This is a genomic window from Acinetobacter portensis, from assembly GCF_023158935.1.
Classification (GTDB): domain Bacteria; phylum Pseudomonadota; class Gammaproteobacteria; order Pseudomonadales; family Moraxellaceae; genus Acinetobacter; species Acinetobacter faecalis.
The window spans coordinates 619,101-639,183 of the sequence record NZ_CP096120.1; the positions used below are offsets into that span (position 1 = coordinate 619,101).

General features: G+C 36.4%; 17 protein-coding genes. 13 read left to right on the forward strand and 4 right to left on the reverse strand.

Annotated elements, in window-relative coordinates:
- Window positions 1–63: 63 nt before the first annotated feature.
- Window positions 64–1,215, forward strand: coding sequence for an IS4 family transposase (locus MZO21_RS03190; protein WP_248104258.1), 1,152 nt, complete (start codon window positions 64–66; stop codon window positions 1,213–1,215).
- Window positions 1,216–1,276: 61 nt separating this feature from the next.
- On the opposite strand, the gene MZO21_RS03195 is transcribed toward MZO21_RS03190, so the two are convergent.
- From MZO21_RS03195 to MZO21_RS03205, 3 genes are all read right to left on the reverse strand, one after another.
- Entirely contained in the window at window positions 1,277–1,567 is a 291-nt protein-coding gene (locus MZO21_RS03195; protein WP_154772975.1) for a hypothetical protein, read from the reverse strand.
- Window positions 1,568–2,029: 462 nt separating this feature from the next.
- Window positions 2,030–2,761: a type III pantothenate kinase gene (locus MZO21_RS03200; protein WP_248101750.1), complete on the reverse strand. Its 732-nt coding sequence runs from the start codon at window positions 2,759–2,761 to the stop codon at window positions 2,030–2,032.
- A gap of 10 nt (window positions 2,762–2,771) precedes the next feature.
- Window positions 2,772–3,551, reverse strand: a complete 780-nt coding sequence (locus tag MZO21_RS03205) for a biotin--[acetyl-CoA-carboxylase] ligase (protein WP_248101748.1) — start codon at window positions 3,549–3,551, stop codon at window positions 2,772–2,774.
- Window positions 3,552–3,580: 29 nt separating this feature from the next.
- Here MZO21_RS03205 and MZO21_RS03210 point away from each other — a divergent pair, with 29 nt between their 5' ends.
- From MZO21_RS03210 to ftn, 7 genes are all read left to right on the forward strand, one after another.
- Window positions 3,581–4,390, forward strand: coding sequence for a sulfite exporter TauE/SafE family protein (locus MZO21_RS03210; protein ID WP_248101744.1), 810 nt, complete (start codon window positions 3,581–3,583; stop codon window positions 4,388–4,390).
- A 139-nt stretch (window positions 4,391–4,529) separates the two neighbouring features.
- Window positions 4,530–5,225: a GntR family transcriptional regulator gene (locus tag MZO21_RS03215; RefSeq protein ID WP_248101741.1), complete on the forward strand. Its 696-nt coding sequence runs from the start codon at window positions 4,530–4,532 to the stop codon at window positions 5,223–5,225.
- 10 nt (window positions 5,226–5,235) lie between these two features.
- Window positions 5,236–8,688, forward strand: coding sequence for a chromosome segregation protein SMC (gene smc, locus MZO21_RS03220; RefSeq protein WP_248101738.1), 3,453 nt, complete (start codon window positions 5,236–5,238; stop codon window positions 8,686–8,688).
- A gap of 1 nt (window position 8,689) precedes the next feature.
- Entirely contained in the window at window positions 8,690–9,691 is a 1,002-nt protein-coding gene (locus MZO21_RS03225) for a cell division protein ZipA C-terminal FtsZ-binding domain-containing protein (protein ID WP_248101735.1), read from the forward strand.
- Between the two features lie 103 nt (window positions 9,692–9,794).
- Entirely contained in the window at window positions 9,795–11,834 is a 2,040-nt protein-coding gene (gene ligA / locus MZO21_RS03230) for an NAD-dependent DNA ligase LigA (RefSeq protein ID WP_248101732.1), read from the forward strand.
- Between the two features lie 235 nt (window positions 11,835–12,069).
- Window positions 12,070–13,068, forward strand: a complete 999-nt coding sequence (gene rlmF / locus MZO21_RS03235; RefSeq protein ID WP_248101729.1) for a 23S rRNA (adenine(1618)-N(6))-methyltransferase RlmF — start codon at window positions 12,070–12,072, stop codon at window positions 13,066–13,068.
- 192 nt (window positions 13,069–13,260) lie between these two features.
- Complete coding sequence (gene ftn, locus MZO21_RS03240) at window positions 13,261–13,725, forward strand: heteropolymeric bacterioferritin subunit Ftn (RefSeq protein ID WP_154772480.1); 465 nt, start codon at window positions 13,261–13,263, stop codon at window positions 13,723–13,725.
- A gap of 61 nt (window positions 13,726–13,786) precedes the next feature.
- Here ftn and phoA read toward each other — a convergent pair whose 3' ends face one another.
- A complete protein-coding gene (phoA, locus tag MZO21_RS03245; protein WP_248101725.1) occupies window positions 13,787–15,208 on the reverse strand; it encodes an alkaline phosphatase in 1,422 nt (473 codons plus the stop codon).
- Between the two features lie 172 nt (window positions 15,209–15,380).
- Between phoA and MZO21_RS03250 the strand changes: the two genes are divergently transcribed.
- The 5 genes from MZO21_RS03250 to bioD all read left to right on the forward strand — a co-directional run bounded on the left by MZO21_RS03250 (window position 15,381) and on the right by bioD (window position 20,044).
- Window positions 15,381–16,106, forward strand: coding sequence for a YqiA/YcfP family alpha/beta fold hydrolase (locus MZO21_RS03250; RefSeq protein WP_248101722.1), 726 nt, complete (start codon window positions 15,381–15,383; stop codon window positions 16,104–16,106).
- A gap of 88 nt (window positions 16,107–16,194) precedes the next feature.
- Window positions 16,195–17,490, forward strand: a complete 1,296-nt coding sequence (gene bioA / locus MZO21_RS03255; RefSeq protein WP_248101719.1) for an adenosylmethionine--8-amino-7-oxononanoate transaminase — start codon at window positions 16,195–16,197, stop codon at window positions 17,488–17,490.
- Entirely contained in the window at window positions 17,487–18,644 is a 1,158-nt protein-coding gene (locus MZO21_RS03260; RefSeq protein WP_248101716.1) for an 8-amino-7-oxononanoate synthase, read from the forward strand. Before bioA ends, MZO21_RS03260 begins: the two co-directional genes overlap by 4 nt.
- Window positions 18,641–19,405 (forward strand): malonyl-ACP O-methyltransferase BioC, encoded by a 765-nt coding sequence (gene bioC, locus MZO21_RS03265; protein ID WP_248101713.1) that lies wholly within the window; start codon window positions 18,641–18,643, stop codon window positions 19,403–19,405. Before MZO21_RS03260 ends, bioC begins: the two co-directional genes overlap by 4 nt.
- Window positions 19,406–20,044 carry a dethiobiotin synthase gene (gene bioD, locus MZO21_RS03270; protein ID WP_248101710.1) on the forward strand — a complete coding sequence of 213 codons (639 nt, stop codon included), beginning with the start codon at window positions 19,406–19,408 and terminating at the stop codon, window positions 20,042–20,044. It abuts the gene before it with no gap.
- Window positions 20,045–20,083: the final 39 nt, after the last annotated feature.

Consider the following 20,083-nt stretch of genomic DNA (forward strand, 5'->3'; position numbering starts at 1 on the left):
ACCTGAGTCCTAACAGTTAAAATATGAGTACGAACCAACACTTTAACGACCAGGATTCAGGTTTTGTCACATCAGAATACCGTATTTCATCAGCTGATTAAACCCGTCGTGCGACAGGATTTTGAACAACTTGCTAAAGTACACCATGTTGGACAGAAATTTAGAGCGGCCTCAAGATGGGATCAGTTTATTGCCATATTGATGTCTCAACTTTCCTGCAGGCAAAGTCTGAGAGATATTCAATCCAATCTGGAGTGCCAGCAGGAAAAACTGAGTCATCTCGGAGCAAAGTCTATACCCCGAAGTACACTGGCACGAATCAATGAGCAGCAGCCTGCTGCCTTGTATCAACAGCTATTTTACAAGTTGCTTAAATACTATGAACACTCAAAAGTAGCTCATAAATTTCGCTTTAAGAATCCCTTGTATTCCTTGGATGCCAGTCATATTGACCTGTCGCTTTCCTTATGTGAATGGGCCAAAGTTCACGACTCAAAAGCCAGCATGAAACTCAGCATAGGATTGAATCACAGCAATGATATTCCTGAGTTTGTTGCAGTTGAAAATGGCAAAGAAAATGACATGGTACAAGGCCGCAAATTCCAGTTTCCTGCTGGCAGCATTGTAGTTTTTGATAAAGGCTATGTCGATTACCAATGGTATGCAAATCTGACTGCTCAAAACATTGGATTTGTCACACGTTTTAGGCCTAAATCTGTGTATCAGGTGATCCAGCAACATCCAGTGCTTGAATCCAAAGGTATTCTAAAAGATGAAACCATTCAGCTGAATAGCGCACATGCCCTAAAAAGAAAAGCCCCAGTGTTAAGAAGAATTGAATATAGAGATCAGCAAAGTGGCAAGCACTTTAGCTTTCTCAGCAATAACTTTCATTTAGCCGCCTCCACCATTGCGGCGATTTATAAAGATCGTTGGAAAGTTGAGCTGTTCTTTAAGGCGATTAAGCAAAATCTCAAATTAAAAGCGTTTCTAGGCCGCAGCAGGAACGCAATTCAGACACAAATCTGGATTGCGATGATCGCCTATTTACTAGTAAGTTTCGCTCAACATTTAGGGAAAAAAGGCTGGACAGTTCAGCGCTTACTCAGAATAATTCAGGTGAATTTATTTGAAATAAAAACCTTAAAAGCGTTATTTTCACCCGATAAAATCCCCATCAAACAAGAGGAAGCTCATGTGAGCTTCCTCTTATAAAAATTGTGGGACAGCAGTGGCTTAATGCGCCTTTTTTATTGGGGCTAAGAATTGTTAAAGACTAGAAAAGACTAAAGCTAACATGTCCTTCATCTACAGTATCTTGTTTCTTGGTTTGAGGACTAGACTGCTCTTCATCATCATGAAGATCTAGTGCTAATTTTAAACGAATTGCGTACCCTTGTAATTCTGCGTCATTTGTTTCTAATGCTAAATTTGCGGCATGAAGTGCATATTCAGGATTTTGCATTAAATAAACAACATCAATAACCCGACTATTCACTTTTCTTAAGCGTGCATAAAGCAAGGTTGCTAAAGAAAAGATGTTTTCATCTCTTGGGTGTTGGCTCATTGAATTTCTTCCGTGTAACAATCAATATACTTAAAAATCGAATGTTATCAGCCTGTTAAAATATTTTTGTATTAGCGTAATTATTTATAAAATTTATGTGCGTAGTCATTTTCTATCATTGACACTAATATAGTGGTTATGAAGATTATGCCGATGATTAAAAAAATAATAGATGAAATATCTAATTGTGAGAATAAATATGAATTATAAAAAGTAGATATGTTGTATTTATCAATAAATTATAATTTATAGAATAAGAAAATGTATGCTTAAAATAAGATAAAGCCAAACAGATGACTAATAAAATTTTAATCAGACATAAAATATTTGTTTTGATATTTAATTTATATATCAGAGTTTCTTAAGTTGTTGGGAGTAATATTTAATTTAGAGGATAAACACCTAAAAATACTAAGTTTAATTAAATCTTTAGGTGTTAATTACTTACAAAGATAAATGAGTTTAATTTTGATGAAGAATATATTTTTGTAAACCTTGAAGTAATAAATCAGGTTCTATAATTGGATTATATTCAGCCAAAAACTTAGCAAATAATGGTGCATCGCCACCTGTTAAAATAAGTTTTCGTGGGCTTTGCTCAAGTACATTTTTAATAATACTGACTAAACCTAATAATATGCCATGATGAACTGCATCAATCGTATTTCGACCTGGACTAAGCTCATCAAAAGCAGCATCTGGAATTTTAATGCCTTTGGTATTTTGAATAAGTGAGTCACGTTGTAAATATAAATTTGGCAGAATATAACCACCTAAATGATTTAATCCGTCTGCTAAATCAATAGTTAAAGCTGTACCACAACTAATCACACAATATTTTTCATCTGTATTATGAGCAACCGCAAGAACTTGTAGCCAACGATCTATACCTAACTGTGTTGTGTTGTCATATCCGCAACTTAAACCTGCATATTCTGCGTGAACTTTTGCACAAATAATCGGAACGTTAAGTTGCTTTAAAATGTTGCGAATGCGTTCATTACTTTGTAAATCTTGAACAGAAGATACGCCAGCTTGATGAATGCCTAAATTTTTAAAATGTTGAATTAATCCTAATAATAAATCGGCAGGAGATTGTAAATGTAATTCTGCGGCATGTTCAACGACTTGATTATTTTCAGTGACCCAATATTTAAGTCGAGTATTACCAATATCTAACCATAAACTTTTCATTGCTTATACTCTATTTAATTGGGTTAAGTAGGCGCATACGTCCTTGGTAAAAAGATGATGTTTCTGTTTCAGATTTTAAAATAATAGCACCATCATTTTGAATTCCTAGAAACTCGCCAGAAGTTTTTATACTTCCATTCTTTAATTCCAAGGACTGATGTTCAAATTCTATTGTTTGATTTATAAATGCTGCATGATGATTAAATCGGGCTGCTAAATTATAGCAATTGTGATTAAACCATTGTCCCGCTTGTTGAATGGCTAAATACAATTCTGCAATTAAAGTTAAGCGATCAATTGGTTTTAAGCCAATTTCCTCAAGTGATGTAATATCTTGATGAATTGTAGAATCTTTAACAGGTGAAACATTAATTCCAACACCTACAACTGCTTGGTGTGATGAGATCGGCTCTACTAAAATTCCGCCTAATTTTTGATGATTAAAGTAAATATCGTTAGGCCATTTTACTTTTAAACCAAGCGCATCAAAGCTAGGCATTTGAATGATATTTAGCGCAATTTCGAGTGCTAGCCTACCATCTATGGGTGTTTGTAAATTTAGCAATGTGCTTAAATAGATATTGCCTTCGGGTGAAATCCACGGTCTTTGATTTTGACCTCTTCCTTGCGTTTGTTTGCGACTGCAAATTAAAACGCTATTAATCCCTTTTAAAGCCACTTCACGTACATCATCATTGGTGGATGTTGTGACAGGCTTTAGGATTAAAACTTCAGGAAGATGATTTGCTTCTGTGAGTTTTTGTTGAAGTAGGCGAGTATCTAAATCCATTTGAATTTTTAAATATGGGAAAGTAAAACATGGAGTTAATCATATATTTGTTGATTGGTGCAATTGCAGGATTTACCGCAGGCTTATTTGGCGTGGGTGGTGGTTTAATTATTGTACCAATTCTCTATGTTGTATTTACCCATTTAAATTATGATCCAAGCGTCATTATGCATATGGCTGTTGGAACATCTTTGGCAACAATTATTGTAACTTCAATAAGCTCTGTATCTGCCCATCATAAAAAAGGCGCTGTACTTTGGAATGTTGTTCGTAATTTAGCACCAGGTTTAGTTGTGGGGGCTTTTTTAGGTGCAGGTATTGCAGATTTACTTTCAGGGCAGGGTTTACAGCTTCTGATTGGCTTCTTTGCACTTTGGGTTGCTTTCAAAATGTTTACAGGTGCAAATGCAGTTGTTGATCCAACAAAACATTTACCATCTACGGGTGTACAAGTTTTAGCGGGTGGTGGTATTGGTGTGGCATCTGCAATATTTGGTATTGGTGGTGGCAGTTTAACCGTGCCATTTTTAAATAAATGTGGTGTGGTAATGCAAAAATCTGTTGCGACTTCTGCTGCATGTGGCTTGCCTATTGCATTGGCAGGTGCTTTAGGGTTTATGTGGTTTGGTCATGCGACACGTGTAGAAGTACCAAATACCATTGGCTATATTCATATTTATGCATTTATTGGCATTAGTGTGATGAGTTTTATTACAGCAAAAGTTGGGGCAAAAGTTGCACACATTTTGTCACCAGCAATGTTAAAAAAATGTTTTGCAGGCTTGCTGACAACAGTTGGGCTATATTTTGTTGTGAAAGGTTTATCTAGTTTCTTTTAATAGATTTTTTTGAGTTGACTGTATAGACAAGAAATTGTCTAACAATGTCATAGTTTAATGTTGTTTTTATCTTTAAATATAGATGAATGGTTAATTAAAACCAGCATGTGCATCTATATAAAAACAAGATAGGAACAGTATGCAACAATATGAAACAGATAGCTTATCTGAGCAGATTTCACAGCATATTGCTGAACAGATTATCAATGGTGAATTGGTTGAAGGTGAGCGCATTCAAGAAATACGTTTTGCGGATGAACTTGATGTAAGTCGAGGTTCTATACGTGAAGCTTTACTTTTGTTGGAGCGTACACATTTAATTGAAATTTATCCACGCCGTGGTGCTGTTGTGTCGGAAATGTCGGCACAACAGGTTTCTGCTTTGTTTGATATTTTGGGTATATTGCTAGGAAAAATTGTAGAGCGTTTAGCAGATACTTTGCCTGCATATGAAATTGAAAATTTAAAAAAATTATTAGAAAAATTAACTAAAGAATGTAATTTAGGGCATACGGAAAATTTTTACGATTTAATATTTAATGAGTTATTCAAACATCAAGAAGAAGTGAATAATTCGTATTTGATGAAATATTATAAAGAGCTGTTACCATCACTGCGTAGAAGCTATTTTTTAACATTAAATACTTCAAAAACAGAACTACAAGAATCGTTAGAATTGTTTAAACTTGTGGTGATTGAGATTGTAAGTAGAAATTCGCAACAAGCAGCCATAAATATGCAAGATTTTTGTCGACACTTGCGTGATTTAGTGTTGGAATCTCTAACACGAATGAAACAAATAGAACTTGCGTGGGCAAGACGCTCGCGCCGTTAATTAGGACATTATGCGTTTAAGCAGCTTAAAACTTTCCGGCTTTAAATCATTTGCCGATAGCACAACACTAAATTTTAAAGCAAACCGTACTGCAGTTGTGGGGCCAAACGGCTGTGGTAAATCTAATGTAATTGATGCCATTCGTTGGGTAATGGGGGAGTCCAACGCTCGTCAATTACGTGGCGGTAGTATGCAAGACGTTATTTTTACAGGAACAGTAAAGCGTAAACCTGTTGGGGTGGCAAGTGTAGAGCTTCGTTTTGACAACACTTATGGAAAATTAGGTGGAACGTATAACGCTTATAATGAACTAGCTGTACGTCGTCAGGTGAACCGTGATGGTAAGTCTGAATACTTTTTAAATGGAACAAAGTGCCGTCGTCGTGATATTACCGATATTTTCTTAGGAACAGGATTAGGTCCTCGTTCTTATGCAGTCATTGAACAGGGCATGATTAACCGTTTAATTGATGCAAAACCTGAAGAAATGCGGGTGTTTATTGAAGAGGCAGCTGGGGTTTCACGTTATCAGGCGCGTCGTCGTGAAACGATGTTGCACTTAGAACACACAACACAAAATTTATCTCGTTTAGATGATATTGCATCAGAACTTCGCTCACAATTAAAAACCTTAAAGCGTCAGTCTGAAGCAGCAGTTCAATATAAAGAATTAGAAACTCAAATTCGTACAATCAAAATTGAAGTTTTATCTTTCCAATGCGAACACAGCACACGTTTGCAGGAAGAATATACGGTTCATCTAAATAGTTTGGGTGATACTTTTAAATTGGTGCGTTCAGAACTGAATACGCTTGAACATGATTTAACGGCAACAAGTGAATTGTTCCAACGCTTAATTCAGCAATCAACGCCATTACAAAATGAATGGCAACAGGCAGAGAAAAAACTGGCTGAGTTGAAAATGACTTTGGAACAAAAGCAAAGTTTATTACAACAAAACACCTCAACATTGTCTCAATTAGAAGAGCAGAAAGTTCAAACTAAAGAACGATTACAACTTATTGAATTGCAGTTGGAGACCTTGCAAGAACAGCAAGAAAGCCAAACTGAGCAATTGCAAACTCAAGAAGGTCAAAGTCAAAATCAATCACAAGGTTTTAATGATTTAAAAGTACAGCAACAACAAGCAGTTCAACAATTTGAGCAAATTAAGGCGCAAGTTGAAAAGCAACAGCAGCAAAAAATGCAAATGATTGCGCAAAGTGAACAGCTAACGAAAAATATTGTTCGAATAGAACAGCAAAAGGAAACGTTGCAGCAACAAGCACAACAAATTCAAAATCAATATCAGCAAGATGATGTTGATCAGTTAGAAAAAGATAAAGCGCAATTTAGCCAAGAAATAGAAGCTTTAGAATTGGCGCTGCAAAGTAAGAAAACGGAATTAGAGACAGTACAAGAACAGTATTCACAGCAAAAAACTGCTGTGAATCAGCTTAAGTCTGAAATTCAAGTTTTAGAATCTGAACAAAAGAATTTAAATCAGCTCATGATTAAAAATAGCCCTAAAACTAATGTTCAGGGCGAACAACTTATGCAGAGCTTAAAGCTAAATGAAGATGGTAAAGCTCAAGCTAATTTAATTGAAAAGTTCTTATCTAAATGGTTGTCTGCACAGGTTCTAGAAGCTCCAAATATGTTTCAAGAAAGCATTGCACGTCAGTTAAAACCTTCTGTATTGCGAGATAAAATTCAGTTAGAACAGCTGTCTTGTTTAGCAGATTGGATTGAAACGCCACAACATTCATTGTGGCAACAGGTGGCAGTTGCGGAAAATTTAGAGCAAGCCTTGAAGCTCCAATCTAAGCTTTTAAATGGTCAAAGTATTTTGACTTTAGATGGTTATCATGTCGGTTCAGATTGGGTGATTGGACTGTTTTATGATGATGCATCTCAAGCAGGGCAAGGTGCGTTAAGCCATAAAATTCGCTTAGACGAAATTGACCAGATTTTGGCTAAAAAAGTAAGCTTGCTTCAACAAGCAGAAGCTTTATTGCCTGAAATTTTAGAGCAAATTCAAGCTTTACAAAAAACCATTCAAGACCTGCAAGAACAGCTTAAACAAGCACAAAAATCGTTGCAAAATGCAGATTTGAGTTTGGCTAAAGTACAAAGTGCAGCGCAGGTTTTTAGTGTGCAAAAGCAACAATTGCAAAATCAGCTACAACAGCTTGATGAGCAATTAGAAGAAGATGCCATGCAAAAAGATGATTTAGAAATTGATTTGCATTCATTGAATTTAAAGCTTGAGCAGGTTTTACCAAACTATAAAACCATGCAGTTTCAGGTAGATGAGCTGAATGAACGTATTGAAAGTTCACAGCAAGATTTACAACATTCACAACAAGAATTAGAACTTGTACGCCGTCAATCTGTACAAACAAAACAGCAAGTTGAACTTTTAGAAAAAGATGCATCGTTCTTAAAGGCGCAATATCAACAAATTTTGGCGCAAATGGAACAAGCAAAAAAGTTTGTAGATCCTGTACAGTTGGAGCTTCCTGCGTTGCAAGATCAATATGCTGAACAGTTCGAAAAAACAGAAAAATTGCAAAAAACTTGGGGTGAATGGCAAGTTGAACTAAACAATATTCAAGAAAAACAACAAAGTTTGACTGAGCAACGTCATCAGCATCAACAACAAGATGAAAAGCTTCGAACTGAACTTGAAGGGAAGCGTTTGGCTTGGCAGGCAGCAAAATCTGATTTACAGCATTATTCAGATCAGTTAAAAGAGTTGAATAGTGAAGTAATAACAGGCTTAAATATCGACTTAGTTTCACATCAACAGAAGCTTGAAAAAGTTCAACAGCAATTTGAAAAAATTGGTGCGGTAAATTTAGCAGCTTCTGAAGAATATGAAGAAGTATCGGCACGTTATGCAGAACTAAGTCATCAAATTGAAGACTTAAATAAAACGGTTGATCAATTGCAAGCGGCAATGAAAAGTATTGATCAAGAAACACGTAAATTGTTTATGACGACTTTTGATCAAGTCAATGCAGAGCTTCAAAACCTATTTCCAAAAGTGTTTGATGGTGGGGAAGCAAGTTTAAGTTTAGAAGATGATTGGCAATCTGGTGTTAAACTGATGGCACGCCCACCAGGTAAAAAGAACAGTTCACTTGCTTTACTTTCTGGCGGTGAAAAAGCATTAACTGCGCTTGCATTGGTTTTTGCAATTTTTAGACTCAATCCTGCGCCATTTTGTGTGCTTGATGAAGTTGATGCACCTTTAGACGATGCAAATGTAGGTCGTTTTTGTAATCTTGTAAAAGAACTATCGGAACAGGTTCAGTTCATTTACATTACACATAATAAATTGGCAATGACTATGGCAACAGATTTACTCGGGGTAACCATGCCAGAGCCAGGAACATCAAAATTAGTGACCGTAAATTTAGAAGAAGCAGCTGAATACGGCTTAGTAGCGGAGGCATAGAATGGAAATTACTACACTTGTCGGAATTGCAATTGCTGTTGTTGTTATGGCGTTTGGCTTAAAACTTATTTTTAAAAAACCAAGAGATACGGCACCATCTTTAGAAAGTGAATTGCAATTTAATGAAGATTGTCAAAAGCCAATTATTCCAAGACATGTTCGTGATCAGTTACAAATAGCCGATTCAGAAGAAAAAGTTCGTGTTGAACCAACTTTAGATACTCAACAAGTTCAGGCAGAGTTCGAATTTGATAAAGACGAACCTAAGCTGAATGAAGACTTAGCAAAAGCATCTGAAAGTGTAGTGAATGAAGAAATTACTAAAGAAAAATCAACAATTGAAAATGATGAAGAATCATCTAAAAAAGTTGAAAATTTAGCTGATGATATTGTGAAAGAAGAAGCTCCTGCAAATGAAGCTGTTGTAAGTAAAGATGCAAAAGCAGAACCTACTTTTAGCTTAAATAATAATATTGAAAAAGCGGAAATTTCTGAATTTTCAGAAGAAAGCAGTATTTTAGATGCGCATTTATATGAACAAAAAATGGTAGATGATGAATGCGCTTTAGTGACAGCAGAATCATTTATTGCTTTGAATATCTTGGCAAAAGGACGAGTTCTTTCGGGCGAAAAAACATTAAAAGTGTTGCTTAAATACGGTTTACGTTTTGGCGAAATGAAATGTTTCCATCGTTATAATGAAGATGGAACGAAGTTGTTATTTTCTGCATTGAAAATTGTAGACTCTGAATTAGGCACAGAAGGTTTTGATTTAGAAACCTTATCTACTGAAGAAGTAAAAGGTTTGGCATTGTTCCTTGCACTTCCGCATGGCGATGTTCAGCATGCCTTCGATACAATGGTAAGTATCGCAGGACTTATCGCACGTGAAATTGAAGGTACTGTGTACGATCAAGATAATTTTGAACTTACACCACAACTTAGAGAATACTGGCGTCATCAAGCAATTGATTATCGTTCGGGTCAGTCTGCAAAAGCTTAAGCGAATTCGTTTAAGTGAATTGAAAGCTGACTTTTAGCTTTCTATAATATGCATTATGCAAAAAACTTTAGGGCGGAATACCGCCCTTTTTTATGGTGAATATATGACACAAAATTCGGCTGTCGTTGCGCAAATGCGTCAATTGATTCAATTACTGGCTCAGCACAATCATGCTTATTATGTAATGGATCAACCAACTATCGAAGACAGTGAATATGATCAGTTATTTCATCAATTAAAAGCTTTAGAGCAACAACATTCAGATTTAATTCAGCCAGATTCGCCTATAAATAAAGTGGGTGGGAAGCCATTATCAAAATTTGAAAATATTACCCATGCTGTTCCAATGTTGTCTTTGGGAAATGTCTTTAATCAAGAAGATTTATTTGCCTTCGCACGACGTATTGAAGAACGCTTACCAAATCAAAAAATTGAATATGATGTTGAGCTAAAGTTTGATGGTTTGGCAATTTCATTGTGGTATGAAAATGGTGTTTTGGTGCGTGGTGTAACCCGTGGAGATGGCGAAACTGGTGAAGATATTACGCAAAATGTAAAAACGATTCGTAATTTGCCAAAAGTTTTATCTTCAGAAAAAGGTGCTATTCCTGAACTTTTAGAAGTTCGCGGTGAAGTGCTTATGCCTAAATCAGGCTTTGAAAAACTCAATGCTGAAAATGAAGCAAAAGGCGAAAAAACTTTTGCGAATCCACGTAATGCGGCAGCAGGAAGTTTACGCCAGCTCGATCCAAATATTGCAGCTTCTCGTCCGCTTGCATTTTATGCTTATGGAATTGCACAGTGCGTACCGCATCATGGTCAAACGACCATGTCTGCAAGTTTAGACTGGCTTACACAATTTGGTTTTGCTGTAGGTGAGCGTCATTTTGTTTGTGAAAGCATTCAAGACGTTCAAAAAGCTTATGAACAAATTAATGAAGAGCGCCCAGACTTAACAGTTGAAATTGATGGCATGGTCATTAAAGTAAATGACCTGAATCAACAACAAAAATTAGGCTTTTTAAGTCGTGAACCACGTTGGGCAACTGCGTATAAATTTCCTGCGGTCGCAGCTTTAACAACAGTAGAAAATATTGATTGGCAAGTAGGGCGTACAGGAACACTTACACCTGTTGCACGTTTAAACCCTGTTGCTGTGGGCGGTGTAACCGTTTCAAATGTCACTTTGCATAATATTGGTGAAATTCATCGTTTAGATGTGCGTGTAGGCGATACAGTCAGCGTTTACCGTAGTGGCGATGTGATTCCGAAGGTTGAGAAAGTTTGGCCTGAATTCCGTCCTGTCGATACAGTAGAAGTTCATTTACCTGAATCTTGTCCTGTGTGTTCTTCACCTGTGGTAATGCCTGAAGGTGAAGCTTTGGCACGTTGTTCGGGTGGTTTGTATTGCGCCGCGCAACGTATTGAAGCCATTCGTCATTTTGTTTCACGTAAAGCGATGGATATTGAAGGCTTGGGTGATCGTTGGGCGGAATCTTTATTACATCTAGATTTGCTTAAAGATGTTGCCGATATTTATCATTTGCATGAGCATCGTGAAAAATTACTCACTATTGAAAAAATGGGTGAAAAGTCAGTTCAAAATCTTATCGACTCAATTGAAAACAGTAAGAAAACAAGCTTTGCGAGTTTTATTTTTGCATTGGGTATTCGTGGTGTAGGTGAAACAACAGCACGTATGCTTGCCAATACCTTTCAATCTTTAGAAGCACTTCGAGCAGCAGATTTAGAAGCATTAAAGAAAACACCAGATGTCGGTGATATTACTGCTGAATGGATTATCGACTTTTTTCAAGCGCCACATAATTTAGAAGTGGTTGATCGTTTAATTGCGGCAGGTATTCATTGGGATGCGCCTGTTGCGCCAACACGTCAGCCATTGAATGGTGAAAGCTGGGTGGTTACAGGTACGCTGAGCTCAATGGGACGTGATGAAGCAACACAACTTTTACAAACCTTAGGCGCGCGAGTAAGTGGCAGTGTTTCTAGTAAAACCAAGTGTGTTGTTGCTGGTGAAAAAGCAGGTTCGAAACTTGAGAAAGCAGAAAAATTGGGTATTCCAGTTTTAAATGAAGAACAGTTTATTGCTTTGATGAAAGAGCATGGTCAAATCGAGGGTTAATTTTTCTCTACAATGACTTGAATTCAAAAGACACTGAGGATGATGAATCTTTCGGTGTCTTTTTTTATGGCTATTGCAGAATGCTAGGATTTAGTCATTGTATTTTGAAACAGACAAATAAAAGGATAAATACAGGGTCAGCATTGTGAACTGAATTCACGTACAATATCGATTCATTTGCAGGTATAAATCCTGCCTTACAAATTCTGTTCTCCCGTTGATGATTGGCATACACATGGCGCAAGCAAAGAAATCTTTTCCGCAACAAAAATCGGAATTACATGCACGAAATCTGCATCGTAGTCGTTATGATTTTCCGCAGTTAATTAAGAGTTGTCTGGAACTTGCGCCTTTTGTTAGTCCAAATCAATATAATGATCTTTCAATTAATTTTTCTGATCCACTCGCTGTGAAAATGCTGAATAAAGCATTGCTCAAGCATTTTTACGACATTCAATATTGGGATATTCCTAAAGATTATCTTTGCCCACCAATTCCGGGTAGAGCTGACTATATTCACTATTTGGCTGACTTATTGAGTCTGAATAATAACGGTCAGATTCCAACTGGACATGCCGTTCACGTATTAGATATTGGGGTTGGCGCAAACTGTATTTATCCAATTATTGGGCGTCAATGTTATGGTTGGAAATTTGTCGGTTCAGATATTCATTCTGCATCGGTGAAAAGTGCTCAATTTATTGTGGAAGCAAATCCGAATTTAAAGAAAGGCATTCAGATTCGATTGCAGAAGACACCGAGCAATATTTTTAAAGGTGTGATTAAACCTACAGATCGTTTTGATTTGACTCTGTGTAACCCACCATTTCATGCCTCGCAAGATGAAGCAAATGCCACAGCAACTCAAAAATTAAGAAAACTTGGTAAAACAGTTGATCGATCGAAGGTAGTGTTGAACTTTGGCGGGCAAAAGAATGAATTATGGTGTGACGGTGGCGAAGAGCGCTTTGTCTGTCAAATGGTACAAGAGAGCACACAATTTGCTGAGCAATGTCTGTGGTTTAGTACATTGGTTTCTAAGAAAACAACATTGCCTATGCTCCTAAATACCTTGCGTAAGAGCGGAGCAGTGGATGTGAAAACCATTAAAATGGCGCAGGGGCAAAAAGAGAGTCGCTTTGTAGCTTGGACTTTTTTAGATTCTAAGCAACAGCAAGCGTGGAAAAATGCACGTTGGATTAATGTTACAAATTTTAACCAATCCAAAAATTAAGGATTTTATTTCCTGAAGTAAACATCATGATTTGCAACATATTGTTTTATAAGCGGGTATTGATTAAACACAACTGCGAATGCAAGTACTTCTCATTTTAATTTTATAAAAATCATTAACTTACAATTTAAAAGCTTTGCAAGTAGATGGTGAATTGTCCATAATACTTGCATAAATGTATGGAGTATTAAAATGCGTGGCAATCCAGAAGTCGTAGACTATCTAAACATGTTAATTGGTGGTGAACTGGCTGCTCGTGACCAATACCTTATTCATTCACGTATGTATGAAGATTGGGGCTTAACAAAAATCTTCGAACGCATTGATCATGAAATGCAAGAAGAAGCTCAACATGCTGATGCTATTATCCGTCGTGTATTGTTCCTAGAAGGAACACCAAACATGAATCGTGAAGATATTGAAGTAGGTACAGATGTTGTATCTTGCTTAAAAGCAGATTTAAAACTTGAATATCATGTACGTGAAAAACTTGCACAAGGCGTAAAACTTTGTGAAGAAAAAGGCGATTACATTACTCGTGATATGCTTCGTCAGCAAATGGCAGATACAGAAGAAGATCATACTTACTGGTTAGAAAAGCAAATTCGCTTAATCGAATTGATTGGTCTGCAAAATTATATTCAATCTCAAATGTAAAATTGAGATGAATAAAAAATCCCGCCAAGCGCGGGATTTTTTATTGCTCAAACTTTATGAATTATTTAATGCCTAAAGCATTTTTCATAATAAAGAACATATCAGTTTGATCAATTAAACCCGAAATATTGGCAGCATGTGGACCATAAGCAGCAGTATGAACTTGAGCACCTGTATGTTCTTGGCTTTCCGTTGTAGACGTTGCATAGTTAATGGTCATTGGTGCATTGTCTTTAGTAAGAAGCTTGACTGTTTTACCTGGGCTTTTCGATTCATTAGGAATAATTTGACTTGTATGTGCATGGTCGCCCGTCACAATAATTAAAGTGTCTGGATTATTCTTTGCAAACTCAAGTGCTACTTGAACTGCATCATCTAAAGCGACAGTTTCACCAATTTGACCACAAGCATCGGCAACATGATTGGCTTTATCAATAGAGCCACTTTCAACTTGTAAGAAAAAGCCTTTTTCATTTTGTTGAAGTAACTCAATTGCTTTTGCAGTCATTGCTTTTAAGCTAGGTGTAGATACGCTACGTTCAGGATTGATCTTACATTTTTCAGCTGCACGTAAATTGCCATTTAATTCTGCATTTGGTCCAACCCAAGATACGGGTAAATTACCATCTGCAAATAAGCCTAAAACTGGTTTATTTTGATTAGCTTCTTGAAGGGCATTTAAGCCATCTAAGTCTTGTATAACTTGATAATTTAAAGATTTTGCCTGATCTAAAAGTGTTTGATCCTTAAACTTTCCAGCTTTTGCTTTTTCATTAAAAGTTGTAAGTCCTCCACCTAAAGTGACATCTGCACGTGCTTGTAAAAGCTGTTCAGTGACAGAACCTAAGCCACCATTTTCGAGTGCGTTTGTAGGACATTTTTCAGAAGTTGCTTTTGGACCATAGCATTTACGTGATGTGACATGCGCGATAAGTGCCGCAGGTGTTGCATCTTGAAGTTCAGTAGTGGTGACGTTACCCGTCGCATATCCTGCTTTTTTTGCCAAAGAGAGAATGGATTCATGCGGTTTAGCATGAATATCTATTCCTAATGCGCCGTTATAGGTTTTTGTGCCTGTTGCCCAAGCAGAAGCAGAAGCGGCAGAATCTGTTACGTAATTAATTGTTTTATCTTTATCAATAGAATAATTTGTGTATGAGCCTGTAAATGGTAATACATCTAAACCTTTAAAATAGCCCGATGCACCTTCTGCATAGTTACGAGCAGATGTGAGTTCAGAATCGCTTGTACCATCACCAATAAACAAAATGACATGTTTTACGGGGCGGTTATTAATAGATGCTTTTAACGCTTCAGTACGATCTTCTTTTAAACGCGTTGCACCGCCAAAGCTTGTTAAATCGCCTTTTGCTGAAGGTTGAAGTGTTGTTTGTGCATTGGTTGCATTTGTAGATGTATTTACAGTGCTACATGCAGAGAAACTCGTGATTAAAAAAGGAAGGAGTAATAATTTAAATTTCATTGGGACTGTAAACTTTTGGTTGAATATTTTCCAATTAAGCTAAGGTGTTTATATTTAAAAATGATTACAACAGTATTTATAGTTTTTAATGAATTGGTTGTTTTTGTTTTGCTGTTGAAGATATCTCCTGAGATAATCAGCAGATAGAACAATTTAAGCATATGGAATTATTTTGAAAAAAAATGTTTTGCTCATTACAGGTTGGGGCGGTGGAACAAAACTTTTACAGCCTTTAAAACAACAACTTGAAGCAATAGATTTTCAGGTTAAATTGTTGAATATTTTTGATGTTTTAGATGCAGTAACCTTGCAGAAAAATATTGAAGTCGCAAAAGAATTTGATGTTCTAATCGGTTGGTCTTTAGGTGGTCAGCTTGCCACAATTTTGGCAGATCAAATTTCAAAACAATATCAGCAAAATAAAATTCTCATTACTTTAGGTTCAAATCCGTGCTTTGTTGCCAATGAAAACTGGCAAACAGCAATGGATCAACCGATATTTCAAGCCTTTAAACAGTCATTTAAAACAGATGCAGTTGCAACCTTAAAGAAATTTGGTTTTATGGTGTGTCAAGGAACAGAAAATACCAAGCAAGATTTCTTAATATTGCAAAGTTTAATACAACCACAAAATTTAGATGTTCTAAATGCAGGATTAAATTGTTTGGAGCAGTTAAATAATGTAGATATCTTAGAAAAATATACAGGTCATCAACTGCATATTTTTGCAAAACAAGACTTCTTAGTTAGTTACAAAGTTGCAAGAAATCTTCAGAAATTATCTGCAAACTTTTTAGAGGTAGAGCTAATTTTGGGATCACATGGCTTCCCAATATTTAATACCGAAGATGTAATTAGCAAAATATCCCAATATTTAAGTAAAATTAAACAAATCTGAACATAACTGGCTTTTCTCGCAATTTATTTCTTCTTTGTGCAGGTTTAAGATGCCTCAATGAAAAAAATATATCTGCATGGAGTGTGGGATGAGTGAATTAACAGATTTAGAATTTGACCAACAACATCTGTGGCATCCCTATACGTCTATGATTAATCCTTTGCCGTGTTTCAAAGTGAATAGGGCGGAGGGTGCACGTATTTATCTTGAAGATGGTCGTGTTTTGATTGATGGTATGTCATCTTGGTGGTGTGCAATTCACGGTTATAACCATCCTGAACTTAATAAAGCGGTGACAGAACAATTAGAAAAAATGTCACACATGATGTTTGGTGGATTAACTCATGATCCTGCTATTCAGTTAGGGCGTTTACTTTTAGAAATTACACCGCCCAATTTAACCAAAATTTTCTATGCAGATTCAGGTTCGGTCGCGGTTGAAGTCGCGCTGAAAATGGCAGTGCAGTATTGGTCGGCAAGAAATAAACCTGAAAAAACTAATTTTATAACAACACGTTCGGGTTACCACGGGGATACTTGGAACGCGATGTCTGTTTGTGATCCTGTCACAGGAATGCATCAAATTTTTGGAACAAGTTTACCTAATCGTATTTTTGTTTCAGCACCTAAAACTAGCTTTGAGGATGAATGGAACTCTCAAGATATTGCAGAGTTAGAGCAGGCTTTAGCACAACATCATCAAAACATTGCCGCTTTAATTATAGAGCCAATTGTGCAAGGTGCAGGAGGTATGCGCTTTTATCATCCTGAATATTTACGCCAAGCCAAATTATTATGCGAAAAATATAATGTGTTGATGATTTTTGATGAAATTGCCACAGGTTTTGGGCGCACGGGTAAATTATTTGCTTGGGAACATGCCCAAGTTCAGCCTGACATTATGTGTATAGGGAAAGGCTTAACAGGTGGCTATATGACACTTTCAGCAACCTTAACCTCTACAGAATTGGCTGAAACTATTAGTCAAGGTGAAGCGGGTGTGTTTATGCATGGACCAACTTTTATGGCAAATCCGCTTGCATGTGCCGTTGCATTAAAAAGTACGCAAATATTATTGTCACAAAATTGGCAGGAAAATATTCAAAGAATTGAGCGAAATCTCAAAGCAAAATTAGCATGTCTAGCATTACTTTCTTATGTGGAAGATGTACGTGTTTTAGGTGCAATTGGTGTGGTAGAGCTGAAAACCTCAGTGGATATGAAAACACTACAAGCACAATTTGTTGAACAAGGAATTTGGATGCGCCCATTCGGAAAATTGGTGTATGTAATGCCACCTTATGTCATTGCTGATGATGAGTTGAATGTGTTGCTCAATGGCGTGGTGCATGTTGTGAAAGCTATGCAGGAGCAAGAGTCATGAGCTTGTTAAATCATTATGCAGAAGTTTTAGATGGGCTTAAGAAACAAGGTAATTTCCGACAGTTTAAATCGAACATTCAACGTGGTCGTTATATTGAAATCAATCAGCAGAATATGCTGAATTTATCTTCTAATGACTATTTAGGTTTGGCATCGAATGAACAATTACGCGAACAATTTTTTGATGAAACACCAAATTCTCAGCGTGTAATGAGCTCGTCATCTTCAAGATTACTCACGGGTAATTTTCCTGAATATGAACAGCTTGAGCAAAATTTAAGTCAACTATTTCATGGGCGATCTGCATTGTTATTTAACAGTGGTTATCACATGAATATTGGTATTTTACCTGCTATTTGTGATGGTAAAACTTTGGTGTTTGCCGATAAATTGGTACATGCCAGTATTATTGATGGTATTCGTTTATCTTCTGCGAAATATGTGCGTTATCGTCATAATGATTTACAGCATTTAGAGAATTTGCTTGAAAGCTACCATGCAGATGAAAGCATTCAACGCATTATTGTGGTCACTGAGTCCATTTTTAGTATGGATGGTGATGAAACGAACTTACGTGCTTTGGTTAATCTGAAACATCAATATTCAAAAGTCATGCTTTATGTTGATGAAGCCCATGCAATCGGTGTGCGTGGTCAACAAGGCTTGGGCTGTGCTGAAGAATATGATGTTATTGATGATATCGACTTTTTAGTGGGAACATTTGGTAAGGCACTTGCATCGGTAGGTGGTTATTTAATTTGTCATGAAATTATTCGTGATTATTTAATTAATACTATGCGCCCCCTAATTTTTAGTACCGCACAGCCACCTATTTCTATGGCATGGACTCAATTCATATTAAAGCATGTTATCACTATGCAAACAGAGCGAAAGCATTTGCAAAGTATGAGTAAGCAATTAATAGATCAAGTGAAACAGAAAGGGTTTAATTGCCCATCTACATCGCAAATTGTGCCTGTGATTATTGGTGATTCTCAAGAAACGGTAGAAAAAGCACAGTACTTACAGCAAGCAGGTTTTTATATTATGCCTGTGCGTCCACCTACTGTACCTAAGGGAAGTTCACGTCTACGCATTTGTCTAAACACACATGTTAAAGATGAAGATTTAGCACAGTTGGTTAAGTTGCTATGAATGTTGTAAATCATGTAAAAGTTGCACAACATTTTGCACGTGCACATGAAAGTTATACACAAAATGCAGTAGTACAAAAGCAAATTTGTGAACATTTATTGGCACTTATTTCAGAGCAAAACATACCTAAACAGCAAGATCGAATCTTTGAAATTGGTTGTGGCACAGGAAATTTAACCCGTTTAATGTGGCAGTACTTCAATAGCCAAAAATATATGCTGAATGATTTGTATAGTGCAGTGAAATCGAATTTTTTAGAGGATTCACCACAGTGTATTGAATGGAAAGTTGGCGATATTGAACAACTAGAACTTCCTCAACAATTAAATGCAATCGTTTCTGCTTCTGCGTTGCAATGGGTGAATGACTTAAGTCTTGTTTTGGAAAAGTCTAAGCAAGCATTGCTGCCTGATGGTTATTTTATTTTTTCGACTTTTGGTGAGAAAAATCTACATGAAATTAAACAGCTAACAGGACAAGGTTTAAATTATTTATCTCCTGAAAGTTTACAGAAACAATTAAAGAATGCAGGTTTTAATGTGCTTTTAATGCAGGAAGAAACAATAAAAATGAGTTTTCAACATCCTCAAGAAGTTTTAAAGCATTTAAAAGCGACAGGTGTAACGGCAACATCTAATCAGTTTCGTTGGACAAAGCAAAGTTTGCAAAATTTTTATGAAAGTTATGAGCAATTTAAGTTGGAAAATCAACAATATTCACTGACTTATCACCCTATTTATTGCATTGCGCGGAGCATCTAAATGTCTAAAGTCTTTTTTGTCAGTGGAATAGATACGGGTATTGGAAAGACCTATTGCACAGGTTATTTAGCAAAAATGTGGAATGCAGAAGGTGTTCGAACCATTACGCAAAAGCTTGTGCAAACAGGCAATGTTGATATTTCAGAAGATATTGAAAAGCATCGTGAAATTATGAATATGGGGTGGTTTGCTGAAGATGAAACTAAACTTACCATGCCTGAGATTTTTAGTTATCCTGCATCGCCACATTTAGCGACACAAATAGATGGTCGTGAAATTGATTTTGCTAAAATTGAAGATGCGACTTTGCAACTTGCAAGTCAATATGATCGAGTTTTACTCGAAGGTGCAGGGGGTTTAATGGTGCCCTTAACGAAAGATTTACTTAGTATTGATTATATTCATCAACAACATTTACCTGTTATTTTAGTAAGTTCAGGGCGTTTAGGCAGTATTAATCATACCTTATTAAGTTTAGAGGCGTTAAAAGCACGGGGTATTGAGTTGTATGCACTAGCTTATAATTTAGCGCATGAATCTCAAGATGCGTTAATTTCAAAAGATACTGCTGAGTACTTAAAAACGTATTTAGCTAAGCATTTTCCAAGCACAAAGTGGATTGATATTCCTATTTTATAAACCTGAAAAATCACCCATAAAAAAGCCACTCATTTGAGT